Annotated in this window: 10 protein-coding genes and 1 other RNA gene; 5 read left to right on the top strand and 6 right to left on the bottom strand. The window is 69.3% G+C overall.

Going from position 1 to position 13,279, the window contains the following annotated elements:
• Window positions 1-162: 162 nt before the first annotated feature.
• The 4 genes from MKK82_RS21590 to MKK82_RS21605 all read right to left on the bottom strand — a co-directional run bounded on the left by MKK82_RS21590 (window position 163) and on the right by MKK82_RS21605 (window position 3,434).
• Window positions 163-981: a TIGR00282 family metallophosphoesterase gene (locus MKK82_RS21590; RefSeq protein WP_238288955.1), complete on the bottom strand. Its 819-nt coding sequence runs from the start codon at window positions 979-981 to the stop codon at window positions 163-165.
• A gap of 3 nt (window positions 982-984) precedes the next feature.
• Window positions 985-1,596 (bottom strand): 5-formyltetrahydrofolate cyclo-ligase, encoded by a 612-nt coding sequence (locus MKK82_RS21595; RefSeq protein ID WP_238288947.1) that lies wholly within the window; start codon window positions 1,594-1,596, stop codon window positions 985-987.
• Window positions 1,586-1,742, bottom strand: a non-coding RNA gene (gene ssrS / locus MKK82_RS21600) — 6S RNA. The genes MKK82_RS21595 and ssrS overlap by 11 nt, the downstream gene beginning before the upstream one ends.
• A gap of 105 nt (window positions 1,743-1,847) precedes the next feature.
• Window positions 1,848-3,434, bottom strand: coding sequence for a formyl transferase (locus tag MKK82_RS21605; protein ID WP_238288937.1), 1,587 nt, complete (start codon window positions 3,432-3,434; stop codon window positions 1,848-1,850).
• Between the two features lie 267 nt (window positions 3,435-3,701).
• On the opposite strand from MKK82_RS21605, the gene MKK82_RS21610 reads away from it, so the two are divergent.
• Entirely contained in the window at window positions 3,702-5,798 is a 2,097-nt protein-coding gene (locus tag MKK82_RS21610; RefSeq protein ID WP_243986814.1) for a GumC family protein, read from the top strand.
• A complete protein-coding gene (locus tag MKK82_RS21615; RefSeq protein WP_238288933.1) occupies window positions 5,795-7,099 on the top strand; it encodes a VpsF family polysaccharide biosynthesis protein in 1,305 nt (434 codons plus the stop codon). Before MKK82_RS21610 ends, MKK82_RS21615 begins: the two co-directional genes overlap by 4 nt.
• Before the next feature lie 7 nt (window positions 7,100-7,106).
• On the opposite strand, the gene MKK82_RS21620 is transcribed toward MKK82_RS21615, so the two are convergent.
• Both MKK82_RS21620 and MKK82_RS21625 read right to left on the bottom strand, forming a co-directional pair.
• A complete protein-coding gene (locus MKK82_RS21620; RefSeq protein WP_243986816.1) occupies window positions 7,107-8,351 on the bottom strand; it encodes a glycoside hydrolase family 5 protein in 1,245 nt (414 codons plus the stop codon).
• Entirely contained in the window at window positions 8,348-9,538 is a 1,191-nt protein-coding gene (locus MKK82_RS21625; RefSeq protein ID WP_238288916.1) for a DUF1972 domain-containing protein, read from the bottom strand. Before MKK82_RS21625 ends, MKK82_RS21620 begins: the two co-directional genes overlap by 4 nt.
• Window positions 9,539-9,725: 187 nt before the next feature.
• Between MKK82_RS21625 and MKK82_RS21630 the strand changes: the two genes are divergently transcribed.
• The 3 genes from MKK82_RS21630 to MKK82_RS21640 all read left to right on the top strand — a co-directional run bounded on the left by MKK82_RS21630 (window position 9,726) and on the right by MKK82_RS21640 (window position 13,273).
• Window positions 9,726-10,913 (top strand): glycosyltransferase family 4 protein, encoded by a 1,188-nt coding sequence (locus tag MKK82_RS21630; protein ID WP_238288914.1) that lies wholly within the window; start codon window positions 9,726-9,728, stop codon window positions 10,911-10,913.
• A gap of 237 nt (window positions 10,914-11,150) precedes the next feature.
• Window positions 11,151-12,140, top strand: coding sequence for a sterol desaturase family protein (locus MKK82_RS21635; protein ID WP_238288912.1), 990 nt, complete (start codon window positions 11,151-11,153; stop codon window positions 12,138-12,140).
• A 5-nt stretch (window positions 12,141-12,145) separates the two neighbouring features.
• The gene (locus MKK82_RS21640; protein WP_238289063.1) at window positions 12,146-13,273 is read left to right on the top strand and encodes a GNAT family N-acetyltransferase; all 1,128 of its coding nucleotides are present in this window, start codon (window positions 12,146-12,148) and stop codon (window positions 13,271-13,273) included.
• The last annotated feature ends 6 nt before the right edge of the window (window positions 13,274-13,279 follow it).

Here is a 13,279-nt window from a genome sequence, read left to right on the forward strand (position 1 = left end):
GCGCCCGTCGCGGTCACTGTGGGGTGGGGCCCGCACGCGATCAAGTCACGCACAGGCCACGGTGGAAGCGTTCCCCATCGCGTTGCGAACGGAAACGGGGCCAGCCCCGTCGACGACGCGTGCACCTCCACCGAACCCGCGTCCCCTGCGGTGGCGTGCGTGTCAGTCCCAGAAATGCGGCCGGCTCTCCTCGAGATGCGGCCCGAGACGGACCGCGGCGACCTGCGTGGCGAGGCCGCGCGCATCCAGCTCCACGGCGATACCGCTGAGGGTCCCCTCCCCGCCGGCAACCTCCCAGCGGGAGCCCGGCGTCTTCTGGATCATGCGGCGGATCGGCTCGTCCTTCTGCATGCCGATCACCGAATCGTAGTCGCCACACATGCCCGCATCCGACATGTAAGCGGTCCCACCCGGCAGGATCCGGTGGTCGGCGGTCGGGGTGTGCGTGTGGGTCCCGACCACGAGGCTCGCGCGACCGTCGAGGTAATGGCCGAAGGCCTGCTTCTCGCTGGTCGCCTCGGCGTGGACGTCGACCACCACGGCATCGGCGGCCGCGCCGAGGGGGCAGGCGTCGATCTCGCGCTCGACGGCGGCGAAGGGATCGTCCATGGCGTCGAGGAAGACCCGGCCCATCACGTTCACCACGAGCACGCGGGCGCCGTCCTGCGTCTCGATGACGGTCGCGCCGCGGCCGGGGGTTCCGGGCGGATAGTTCGCCGGCCGCACCAGCCGCGGCTGGCGCGCGATGAACACCAGAGCCTCGCGCTGGTCGAAGCTGTGGTTGCCGAGTGTCACGGCATCGGCGCCGGCCTGGATCAGCTCGTCGCAGATCGACTCGGAGATGCCGAAGCCGCCGGCCGCGTTCTCGCCGTTGACGACCACGCAGTCGAGGCGCCAGCGCTCGCGCAGGCGCGGCAGTTGCTCGCAGACCGCAATCCGGCCCGAACGCCCCACGACGTCGCCGAGGAAGAGCAGGCGCATCGGTCAGGCCGCTCCGGCGCAGCGGATCACACCGGCCTCGGTGATCACGAAGCGGAGTGGTTGGTCGTGCGGCTCGGCCGGCACCTGCGCCACTTCCTGGGCGGCGAAGCCGATACCGACGGTGAGGACGGGGTGGGTGCGCGACAACCGGCTGATCGCGCCGTCGTAGTAGCCGCGGCCGTAGCCGACGCGCTGTCCGGATCGGTCGAAGGCGGCGAGCGGCACGATCAGCGCGTCCGGCTCGACGGGCGGAAGCGACGGGTCGGGCTCACTGAGACCGAAGCGGCCGGCGACCAGCGCGTCCCCGGCGCGCCATTCCCGGAAGACGAGACCATCCGGCGTAACATGCGGCAGAGCCACCCGCTGGCCCCGGGCGAGCAGCCCCTTGGCGGCGGGACGTGGATCGGCCTCGCTGCGGATCGGCCAGAAGGCACCGATCAGCTGTGCCGCGGCGAGTTCCGGCAGCGCCAGGAGCGCGCCCACGATCGACGCGGAGGCGGATTGCCGGGTGGCCGGATCGAGGGCGTCGCGGGCGGCGAGAGCCGCGCGACGGAGATCCGCCTTTTGCGCGGCGCCAGCGGCGCTGGTGTGAAGATCAGGGGAGTGCGGAGCCACGTGAGCCGTTGGAGGATCGATCCCGGGAAACCTACAGCGTAGGTGGGCGCCGTGTTGGCCAGGTCCAGGGACGAGGCCAGGGACAGCTCCCGAGGGAGTCGATAAGGCCCCGGGGATAGTGCTCCTGACGAACTCTGCAGCCCCGCCTCCAACATGTAGCGGGCCGAGTGCGTTCCCGCCAGGGCCGCGCGAAATGAAAATGGCGCCGCCGTCGGTTCCAGCTCCTGCGCGACCGGCCGACGGAGGGCTGCTCAGTCCGGCTGCCGGAACCCGGTGCCCGGGACCGGCTCGGGCGGCCGGGCGGGCGGGCGCCGGAAGCGGGAGGGCACGCGGAGTCGGGGCGCGCGGGCGGACCCGTCGATGCATTCGATCCCGCCGCCGGCATTCACCGTGTGGAGGCGGCTGCCGGGCCACGTCGGGCCGGTCGTGACGCGGGCGGTGATGGACTGAGCGAAGCTCTCTTGATCGAGGCGGTCGATGCGGGCCAGCGCCAGGGCGCGGCCATACCCCTTGGCGCAATCCTGGACCGGGCGGATCAGCTGTCCGCCGCGCGCGACGATTCGGCCAGCGGGCCGCGCGAAGGATGGATCGACGAGCACGGGATTGGCAGGATGGGGTGTGTAGGGCCCCAGAAAGTCGGGCGCGGACCAGAGGTGGAGCGCGTCGTGGAAGGACCCCCATCCGGCCGGGGCATCGCGCTCCGCGTCGCGGACGGTGGCGAAGATCCACCAGCGGCCCCCATGCTCGACCAGCGTCGCATCGCTCGCCACCACCCCGGCAAGGAGCGTGGCCTCCTTGACCCAGCCTCCGGGGAAGCGCGTCGCGCGATAGAGGTCGACCGTGCCGGCCGCGGAGCTTTCCGGCACCATCCAGATGCTGCCCGCGCGCTCGAACACGAACGGATAGGAGAGGTGATGGGCCTCCTCCAGGACCGGAACGGGCGTCCCCTCGGGGCCGTCCGGGCCGAATCGAACCGTCGAGATGATCGCCTTGCCGGTCGCGTGCGGGAAATCCTCGACGAAGAGGTGCGTTGTGCCGTCGACGGCGATCGGAAAGGGATCGGCGTAGAAGCGCCGGCCATCATCCGGCAGGACGGTCCAGGTCGCTTCGGGAAGCCGCCCGAGGGTGATCAGGTCGGGTCCGTTCAGGGGGCGCCAGCCGCACCGCCAGTGGGGAGCGTTGTAGCAGATGCGATACAGGCGGTGGATGAGCGCACCGGCCAGCATGCGTGCCGCCCGCGCCCCGAGCGACGGGACCGTCAGGGCGCGGCCGCGGGCTGCCGTCCCGTCGCACCATGCGGCAGTCTGGCGCCGGCCACCGGGTCCGGTGAGCCGCTGCCGAAGGGTCGCCGTGACCAGAGTCACCGTGCGGGCCAGCGCGTCGTCGAAACTGGCGAGCACGATCCCCGGCCGGTCCGAACCGAGGCGGCCCTGGGCGAGAACGCTCCCGTCCTCGACCAGAGCGACCTGCGGCACTGCAGCCGCGAGCAGGCTCGCGAGCAGAGCCTCTTCGCCACGCCGTCCATCGAACGCGAGCTGCCAAGTCGCGGCCCCGGTGGGACGGTCGCCACAGAGGTCGAGCACGAGATCCGGCTTGGAGTCGTCACGGCGCCATGGGGCGAGTTCGGCGACGGGCAGGTCGTCCGAGCCCGTCGGCGACACGCCGTGGACCAGCGCCTCGAGCTTGAACAGCAGGTCCGCCGCGCTGGGCCAAGCCGCCGGTGCCGGTGCATCGTCGATGCTGACGGCGTGGATCCCGGGCAGGCCGGCGATCCGCCGCAGGAGAGCGGCATGCCAACGACGCGGTCGCGCCCCGTCGAGTCGAACTCTCACATGCATCGATGCGCGCTCCCGCTCGGGGCGGTGCTTCGTCGGTTAACGAACTCAGCTCCTATCTACTCCTCGAACCGTAACGGGAGTCATAACCCAACAGAGAGCGGCTCCGCATGGTTGGGATATTCACCATCCTCTCAGTAAACCACACGCTTTCTGGGAGCGATCGCAGTCTTGAGGGCTTGCCAAGTGCCTGCGCGACTCTTGCAGGGTGGATCGTGATCCGCCAACGGCTGATCCAGATCGAGACGACGGTGACCGATCGTGACACAGATGGACCATAACATCGCTGTCGCGACGTGGTTGGCTCCCGTGCAGACACAGCACACCGAACGGCCCGGCTCACGCCGGCAGGATACCACCGCCGAGGTCGGCGACCTGTGGCGTATCCTGTGGCGGCGCAAGGGACTCGTGTTCGGCACGGCCCTGCTGCTCGGCCTGGCAGTTCTGGCCTACGCGCTCATCACGCCGTCCCTCTACACGGCGGCCGGCCAGATCCTGATCGACCCGCGGGACCGGCAGGTCGTCTCCAACGACGTCAATCCGGGTGCGCTCTCCCCGGACGGCGGCATCGCGCAGGTCGAGAGCCAGGTGAAGGTGATCGAGTCGGATGCGGTGCTGGGGCGTGCCGTGGCCCAGGTGGGCCTGGATTCGGAGCCGGGCTTCGGGATTCCGCAGGACACCGCCCTCGCCCGGGGCTTGGCCGCGCTGCGAGGAATGATCACCGGTCCGCAGCCGGAGCGACGTGCCGATCCGCGCGGCCGGGCGCTCGACCAGCTGCGCCGCAAGCTCGCTGTGAAGCGCGCCGACAAGGTGTTCGTGATCGACGTGATCGTCACCACGACGGATCCCGATCTGTCGGCGCGCATCGTCAATGCAATCGCCAACGCCTATCTGGTGGACCAGACGGAAGCCCGCTCCGACGCCGCCAAGCGCGCCGCCGGCGATCTGCGCGGGCGCCTCGACGAGTTGCGCGGCGCCGTCAGCCTCGCGGACAAGAAGCTGGAGGATTACAAGGCACAGAACGGACTGATCACCTCCAGCGGGCGGCTCGTGAACGAGCAGCAGCTCACCGATTCGAACGCCCGGCTCGTCGCGGCCCGGGCCCGGACGGCGGAGGCCAAGGCGCGTCTGCAGGGCATTCGTGATGCGCGGGGCAACGCGATCGGGTCCGGCGCGATGCCGGAGGCGGTTCAGTCGGCGGCGATCGACCGCCTGCGCGGCCAATATGCCGAACTTGCCGCCAAGGAAGCCGACCTGCGCACCAACCTCGGCGAGCGCCACCCCTTCATCGCCGCCGTGCGCACGCAGATGCAGGACGTGCGCCGGCTGATCGACGCCGAGCTGAACCGCATCGCCGGCGCAGCCGAGACCGAGTACCAGCGGGCCCAGTCGAACGAGCGGACCCTGACGGCCGAGCTCGAGCGACTTCAGCGGCAATCCGCGTCCACCGCCAAGTCGTCCGTGCAGCTCCGGGAATTGGAGCGCGAGGTGGAGGCGTCGCGTTCGGTCTACAACAACTTCCTGGTGCGCGCCCGCGAGATCAAGGAGCAGACCAGCATCGACAGCTCGAACGCCCGGATCATCACCGCGGCCCGCCCCCCGCAGGATCCGAGCTGGCCGCCCCGGTTGATCCTGATCGCGGCTGCGCTCGCGGGCGGGCTCGGCCTGGGCGCCGGCCTCGCGCTGACCCGGGAATACCTCGCGCCCACGGTGCTGTCGCCGCGCCAACTGGAGTGGATCGCGAACGCGCCGGTCGTGGCGATCATTCCGGGCCTGCGGCCGCGGGGGGCCAACGCGGCCGCGGCGAGCTTCACCCTCGACCACCTCGCGGCGACCTCGAGCAGCGCTGGATCCTCGCTGGCGCTGCTGGTGACCTCGGGTGAATCCGACGAAGCCGAGCGGCGCGCCGTGATCCGGCTGCTCGCCTCCGTGGCGGTCGGCCGCGGTGACCGGGTGCTCCTGGTCGATGCGGACCTGCGCTCCGACGGATCGAGCGCCGGAGGGCTTCTCGATGTCCTTCGCGGCGAGCAGAGCCTGAACGCGGTGATCCAGACCGATACCAAGTCGGGCGCGCGGCGGATCGGCCTCGGCGACACGGAGAAGCCCCTCCGCGATGCCCTCACCCCCGACAACATCACGCGGTTCCTCGCCGGCGTGAAAGGACGGTTCGAGCTGGTGATCCTCGACGGCGGCGTGCTCACGGAAAACCTGCGGCTCGGCCCGCTGGCGACCGCCGCGGACCGGTTGCTGCTGGTCGCCTGCAACGGGGCCACGCGCCAGCGCGACCTCATCGAGCTGGTCGATACGTCGGAGGCCCTGGGTCGGCCGATCTCGGGCTCCCTGCTGCTGCGGAAGCGCAGCGCGTGAGAACCGTCCGGCAGCCGGCCCTCGGCTACCGCTACGGGACGCGGCAGCGGTCCGGCGGGCTGGCGCGCGCGGTCGCGCGGGTCGAGTCGCTCGCCTACGTCCTCTGGGTGCTGGTGCTCGTCGGGATCTCGGGCGGCCTCCTCTGGGCGTTGGGAATCAATTACGACGGGATCAGCGGCTCGGCGCCCTCCAAGATCCATCCGGCCACGTACCTGGCAGTGGTTCTGGTCGGCTGGACGCTGATGCGCGCCGGAAACCCGGTGATCCCAGTGGCGCAGGCTCTTAATCGCCGTCCGGCCTGCGTGTTGCTCGCGGTCTGCGGCGTGCTGCTCCTCGTCCTGATCGCCGCCCGCGGCGGGACCGGACTGGCCGGCTCGATCGACACGTTCGTGCTCGCCGGCCTCGTGCCGATTCTGCTCCTGGACCGCGATCCGGTGACCCTGGGTCGGCTGGAATCCGTATTCCACGGGGTGATGCTGGCAAATGCCCTGCTGGGGCTCTTCGAGCTCGCCAGCGGCCAGCGCTTCTTTCCGTTCCGCTTCGACGGCATGGCGTTCGAGACCGACACTCGTTCGGCGGCGCTCCAGGGCCATCCGCTCGCCAACGCCACGATGACTGCCTGTTACGTCCTGGCCCTCGCCCGGGGCGGCGGCCGGCTCGGGCCTGGCTCGCGCGCCGGCATGATCACCCTGCAACTCGTGGCCCTGGTGACGTTCGGCGGTCGCTCCGCCACCGTGACGACCCTGGTCCTCGGTACCGGCGTCGGCCTCGCCGCGCTCAACCGCACCCTGCGCGGGGGCCGGGTCCCGCTCGTTGGGGCCGCCTGCGCGTGCTTCGCCCTGACGATTCTGCCGGTCGCCGTGGCCGTTCTGGCCGCTGCGGGCTTCTTTGACACGCTGCTGAGCCGGTTCGTGTCCGACGGCGGCAGCGCCCAGGCGCGGGTCGACATGCTGGCGATCTTCGACGCGATCCCATTCCGTGAGCTTCTACTCGGCCCCGACATGCTCCAAGTCAGCACCCTGCGCCGGATCTACGGCCTGGAATGGGGCATCGAGAACTCGATCATCTCCGACGTGCTCTATCACGGCATTCTCGTGACTGCAGTCCTGGTGCTGGCCGTCGGGCTCTACCTCACCGAGATCGCCCGGTCCTGCCGCCGTGGGGTCTGGCTGCCGATCCTGACCTTCGTGATCCTGGTCAACACCTTCGAGGGGCTGGCCGGCAAGACGACGATGCTCGCCAAGTTCGCGCTGATGCTCATCCTGCTGTTCCCCCGGTCCCGGGCCGACGGGGAGGCCTGAGGACGGCTCAGCGCCGGCTCCTGAGCCCGAGCGCGGCCACGAGCGCGGGATCGGCCGTATGGGCCTCGTCCATCAGGCCGAGGCCGTCGAACAGGTTCCAGAACGACCACGCGAAGCCCGCGCGCTCCGCAGCCTCGCGCACGTCACGGATGTAGGCGGCCCGGTCGGGTGCGCGCGCCGCCGTGTAGCGGGCGTCGGTGCGCAGGGCACCGAACTCGCCCACCAGCACGTGCCCGGGCCGGATCCCGTAGAGATCGGCCCATGTCGAGACCGGAGCCATCGCGGCAACCAGATAGGCGGGCCCGGGCTGCGCCTCAAAATATTCCCGCAGCTTCCCTTCGATCATCGTGAGGTCGCGCGCCTTCTCGGCCCCAGAAACCGCACGGTCGGAATCCATCCGGGCCCGGACCGCAGCCAGGGTCTCCCGCAGGCTGCCGCCCGAGCCGGGCCAGGGCACCGCGTTGAGCCACCGGTAGAACGGCTCCTCGGTGAGCCACGGCGCACCCTGGTGGGAGAACAGGTACGGCTCGTAGAAGTGGAAGGTGTAGAGAAGCGGCGCATAACGCGCGAGGGGTGCGGGATCGAGCGCCGTGAGCCCAGCGACGAGGCTGCCGCAGGAGCCGGTTGCCACGAGGGTGAGCGACGGGGCGGCCGCGCGGGCCACGGCCAGGAGTTCGGCCTGTACGCGGTTCCACGCCTCGGCACCGCAGGCCTGCGGCGGCTCGTTAACGGGCTCCAGCGCCGTACGGTCGCTCCCCTTGCGGGCGCACAGGCGGGCCAGTTCGGCCACGAAATCCCGGTAGAGCGAGAACAGCGGCGCCCGATCTGAGCCGTAGAAGGCGTCCGGCGTGAAGTGGTGGGTTGCCGCATTGGCCTGAACGTTGAGCAGGACGCGCATCCCGGTCGCCAGGACCGCGTCGATTGCGGCCGACAGGCTGCCGAGGAGTTCGGCCCGCCGGTTGTTCGTGAAGGCCACGAAGGGACCGGGATCGATGGGCAGCCGGACGAAGTCGAAGCCGAGGCCCGCGAGCCGGCGCAGGTCTCCGTCGCTGGGAATCGGGCGGTCCGCCTGGAATGGCGGCCACGCGTAATCGATGCGCGGTGCCGGGAACTCGGTGGTGAGCGAGAACCACGGCCAGAGGGCGATGCCCCGGCGCAGCGACAGGGGCTCGGCGGCGGCGCGCGCCGGCCGTGCAAGCGCGCCCGCGGCGGCCAGTCCACCCGCCAGCAGCACCCGGCGGCTGGCCGTCACCAGCCCGTTCCGGCCGTGGCACGGTCCGGCGCCACCTCGGGGATGGCGGCGTCCCGTGCGGGTATCCGTGTCGGCGGATAGCCGCCGACCTGCCGCAGTGCATCCTCGTAGGCCGCCAGCACGTCGTCCCAGCGGAAGCGCTCGGCGCGTCGCCGGGACGCCTCCCGGGCGGCGGCGACCGCGGGCGCGTCGACGAGCACCCGTTCGATGACGGCGGCGCAGCTATTCGCATCCGAGAAGTAGAACTGCCCGTCGCCGGCCGTGCCGCGGTTGAACGGGTTGTCGTGCGCGATCACGGCGCTGCCGGCCCACAGGGCCTCGACCAGCGACGGGTTCGTGCCGCCCACCGTATGGCCATGGAGGTAGGCTCGCGCGTGCACCCGCAGAGCCTGCACCTGAGTGGCCTCGTAGATGGCACCCGGGAACAGGACCTCGTCCGAGGCGGCGTCCTCGACGGCGCGGTGATAGGGATTGCCCACGTTCATCGTGCCGAGGACGACGAGCCGCATGCCCCGGGGACGCCGCGAGAACGCCTCGACGATCGTCAGGATGTTGTTGTCCGGCTCGATGCGGGCGATCGAGACGAGGTAACGGTCGGGCTGCAGGCCGAGGGGCGGCGATCCGAGCCCCGCCGGCGGCGGGTCTCCGCCGTAGGCGATCGTCGCGATGGCCCGTCGCGGGCGCCGCCGGGCGAGGTGGTCGGCCATGATCGGATGGTCGGCCACGAGCCGCTGCGAGGACCAGGCCGCGATCCATTCGCTGACGTAGAAGTACGCCCGGACGGGCAGCGACCATTTCGGCCTGCGCCATTCGATCCCGTCCATGTTGGTCAGGATGCGTCCGCCGCGAGCCCGCAGGTAGGGAAGGAACGCGGCACCGTTATAGCCGAGCACGAGGCACACGCCGCCCCTTGCCGCCGCGTCGTGGACGCAGAACGCGTCGAAGGCGAGCGTCGCCGCCGGACCGCGCAGGCCGATTTCCACGGTGATCAACTCGATGCCGTTCCAGTCGCTCGACCGGATACGTTTCTCCACGCGCCCAACCTCGCTCTGGCAATAGACGCCGACATGCCAGCCCCGGGCGGCCAGATAAACGGCCAAGCGCTCCGCGAAAGTCTCAAAGCCGCCATGTGCTGCCGGAATTCCGCGCGTTCCGAGGATAAGCACTTCGAGTGCGCGGTCAGGCATCGTCCTTCCTTCCCATTTTGCTGATCCTATTGTAAGTCGTCGCAAGTAACCGGTCTATGAAATCAATTTTGCAACTTAAAGTTGCGAGTCAATTTTAGAACATATCACCATGGTAGATAAATCGATATTAAGCACGACTTGCGTCGCACCTGACGCTGGCAGCGTAGTATCGACGGCTGCGCACCCAATGGACGAGTTGAATACGTGCCTGCGCATCACCTGCGTGCATCAAGGCTTCGAGCTCTACGGGTCCGACCGTTGCTTCGTCGAGACCGTCCGCACGCTTCGTTCCGCCCAGCCGAACGCGCAGATCGATGTCATCCTGCCCCGGAACGGCCCGATCGTGGCAGCGCTGACGCCCTTCGCGAACCGCGTTCTGGTTGAGCCGCTCTGGATCTTGCGGCGGAAGAACTTGGCACGCCTCGTCACCCTCGACCTCCTGGCCCTGCCGTTCGCGGTGCTGCGCGCGTACCGGCGCCTGCGCGCCAGCGATCTGGTCTACATCAACACCACCGTCGTGGCGGATTATCTGCTGGCGTCACGCCTCAGCCCAGGACGCAGCATCGTGCACGTCCACGAGCTTCCGGAGGGCACGGTCCTGAAGGTCCTGCGCGCGCTGATTCGCTGGAGCGGCGCCAACGTGGTGTTCAACTCGCACGCCACGGAACGGGTCTACGCGCTGCCGGCGCGGGCAACCGCCCGGGTCGTCTATAACGGCATCGCCGGGCCGCTGGAGGCGAACGCTGCGGCCTACGACGGCAGCCGCCCGCTACGGGTGCTGATGCTCGGGCGGATCAGCGGGATCAAGGGCCAGGACGTTCTGGTCGAGGCCCTGGCCTCGCTGCCCGAGGCGGTGCGCCGCCAGATCGAACTGCGCATCGTCGGCAGCGCCTTCGAGGACGTGGGGCGTGAGCGCAGCCTGGCGGCGCGGATCGACGAGACGGGCCTGTCGGACCACGTGAGCCTCCAGCCGTTCGTATCCGACCCGGCGCCGCTCTATCGGTGGGCCGACGTGGTGACCATGCCGTCGCAGAAGCCGGAATCCCTGGGCCGGGTGGCGATCGAGGCCATGTCGTACGGCGTGCCACCCCTGGTCACAGCGATCGGCGGTCTGCCGGAGGTCGTGGAGGACGGCAAGACCGGCTGGGTCGTGCCGCCGGGCGGTCCGGAGCCCATCGCGGCGGCCCTCGAACGCATGGTCGCCGATCCGTCTCGATGGCGGGATTTCGGCCGGGCCGCGCGGGCGCGCTACGAGAGCGTGTTCTCGGAGGCGTCGGCGGCGGACGGCATCGCCGCCATGGTGCGCGCGACCCTAAGGGCCTCACGTCCGCCGGGGACCCCGAAGGTCGAGCGTTCGACGCGCGCCATCACTTGAAACCGACCGGCGATCCGTGAACGTATTCGGCACGGGGTGAATGGTTCGTTCGAAAGCGATAGTGACGTCGACGGCTCGCGGATCGAAGCCAGTTTTCGGTGGACAATTCCGTCGGCGCTAAGATCCGGGAAGGACGATTGGGAGATCTTTCCGCCTGCCGAGACGCATTGCGCCTCGGCGGCGCGTGCGCCTCGACGATGAGGATCAGGCCCGTCCCGGCAAGGGGAACGCGTATCCATGGATGTCGCTCACTTCATTTCGCGGATTGCCGAAAAGGTTTCAGCCGAGAACCTGCTCGCCGCTGGCCTGCTGTTCGCGACCGCGCTCGGTTGCGCGCTGATCGCGTACCTGCGTACGGCGGAGCGATACTCGTTCGCCGAATTTTTCGAGTTCGCGCTCCCGCCTGAGGTGATCACGCACCCGTCGGCGCGCGCCGACCTGTTGTTCTACGTCACCCGCAAGGCGATCATGCCGTTCCTGCTCATCCCAGCAGGCGTGACCTTCGTGGTGGCGGTCGGCTACGCCACGAACCGGCTGCTCGGCACGCTTTTCGGCATCGACCACCCGGTCTTCGGGTCGCCTGGGCCGGGGACCATCGTGGTGTTCACCGCCACGATGCTGCTGGCCTACGACCTGTCCTACTACCTGTATCACACGGCCCAGCACCGGTTCCCGTTCCTGTGGGAGCTCCATAAGGTGCACCACTCCGCGGAGGTCATGGTCGGCATCACGAAGGACCGGGTGCACCCCCTCGACGAGGTCATGAACCGCGCCTGGGACGGAGTGATCCCGGGGATCTGCTTCGGTATTTGGAGCCTGCTCGCTCTCAATCCGGTCGAGCTGACGGTGTTCGGCATCAACGTCTACATCATGCGCAACATTCTGATGATGGATTTCGTCCGTCACACGCACTTCAAAATTTCGTTCGGTCCACTCAACAACGTCGTGCTGTGCCCGCACTGGCACCAGCTCCACCATTCCACGGCGCCGCAGCATTACGACAAGAATTTCGGACTTCTGTTCTCGTTCTGGGACAGGATATTCGGGACGCTGTGCGTCCCCCATCCGAACGAGGACTTTAAATTTGGCCTCGTCGATCGGGATGTCGCCGATTATCAGTCCCTGTCGGGCCTCTATGTGCTGCCATTGAAGAAGATGGGCCGACGGATCAGCCGGCAGGTGCGGCGCCTGCGCGGCATTTCGGCTGAATCCCGGCCCGGCGCGTGACCGCAATGATCGAGCGCTTCGAGACGATCCGCACGCCCGAGCGGCTGGCGGAGGTGGAACAGCCCTGGACGGACCTGTGGACGCGCAGCGGCGCCCTCATCTTCCAGAGCCACGCCTGGATCACCGCATGGTGGTCGAGCGCCGCCGACCGGGACCGGCGCACCCTGGCCATCGTGCTTGCGTGGCGGGGCGAGGCCCTGATCGGGGTGATGCCGCTGGCCACGGTGCGCCGGAAGATCTTCCGGGTGCTCGAATGGGCCGCCAAGGATTGTTCGGATTTCGGGGACGCGCTTATGGCGCCGGATGCCGACCGGGGCTTGCTGCGCCGGATGTGGCGTCAGGCCGGGCGGGACGGCGGCTTCGATCTCGCCTACCTCAACCGGCTGCTGCCGGAAGCCGTGTCGCAAACCTTGCTCGATCCCGCGGGCGACGGGATCCGCTTGCACCTGAACCACCGCGACGAGGCGAACTGGCGCGTACGCGGCCCCTGGAAGAGCGGACAGGCCTGGTTCGACGCGCAATCGAAGAAGACCCGGCAGAATTATCGCCGCGGCCAAAAATTCATGGGCGAGCGGGGTCCGCTCACCTTCCGCCTTCTCAGCCCGGATGAGCCGGTCGCGCCGGTGCTCGAGCGACTGACCACCTTCAAGCGGGCTTGGCTCGCCACCCACGGGCTTGCCTCCACCGCATTCTACGACGAGGGCTCCCCAGCCCTGCCCGCCATGGTGCGGGTGCTCGCCGAGGCGGGGCTGCTCCACGTCTTCGTACTCGAGTGCGGCGGCGAGGTCGTGGCGGTGTCGGTCAACTTCGTCCAGGCCGGAGCCATGATGGCCTTCGTCACCACCTACGATCCCGCGGTGGAGCGCGGCTCACCCGGGATGGTGCTGATGATGGACTACATCATGTGGTCGATCGACCGGGGGCTTCACACCGTGGATTTCCTCTGCGGCGATGAGGGCTTCAAGGGGCGCTTCGGCACGCAGAACCTGACGCTGGCCTCGATGATCGGTGCGCGGACGCCCCTGGGCTTCGCGGCGCTCATCGCAGACCGCGCTCAGCACGCCCTGCGCCGCCGCTTCGGTCGGATGGCGCCGCGCGGAGATGTGGCGCCCACGGCGGAAGCCCCGGCTTAGGGCCGG

It is taken from the genome of Methylobacterium sp. E-046 (assembly GCF_022829625.1).
Classification (GTDB): domain Bacteria; phylum Pseudomonadota; class Alphaproteobacteria; order Rhizobiales; family Beijerinckiaceae; genus Methylobacterium; species Methylobacterium longum.

Bases quoted from the DNA above. Each gene is read 5' to 3' on its own strand.
- MKK82_RS21605 (WP_238288937.1), bottom strand. From the start codon at position 3,434: ATGCATGTGAGAGTTCGACTCGACGGGGCGCGACCGCGTCGTTGGCAT.
- MKK82_RS21640 (WP_238289063.1), top strand. From the start codon at position 12,146: ATGATCGAGCGCTTCGAGACGATCCGCACGCCCGAGCGGCTGGCGGAG.
- MKK82_RS21630 (WP_238288914.1), top strand. From the start codon at position 9,726: ATGGACGAGTTGAATACGTGCCTGCGCATCACCTGCGTGCATCAAGGC.
- MKK82_RS21635 (WP_238288912.1), top strand. From the start codon at position 11,151: ATGGATGTCGCTCACTTCATTTCGCGGATTGCCGAAAAGGTTTCAGCC.
- MKK82_RS21590 (WP_238288955.1), bottom strand. From the start codon at position 981: ATGCGCCTGCTCTTCCTCGGCGACGTCGTGGGGCGTTCGGGCCGGATT.
- MKK82_RS21625 (WP_238288916.1), bottom strand. From the start codon at position 9,538: ATGCCTGACCGCGCACTCGAAGTGCTTATCCTCGGAACGCGCGGAATT.
- MKK82_RS21610 (WP_243986814.1), top strand. From the start codon at position 3,702: ATGGACCATAACATCGCTGTCGCGACGTGGTTGGCTCCCGTGCAGACA.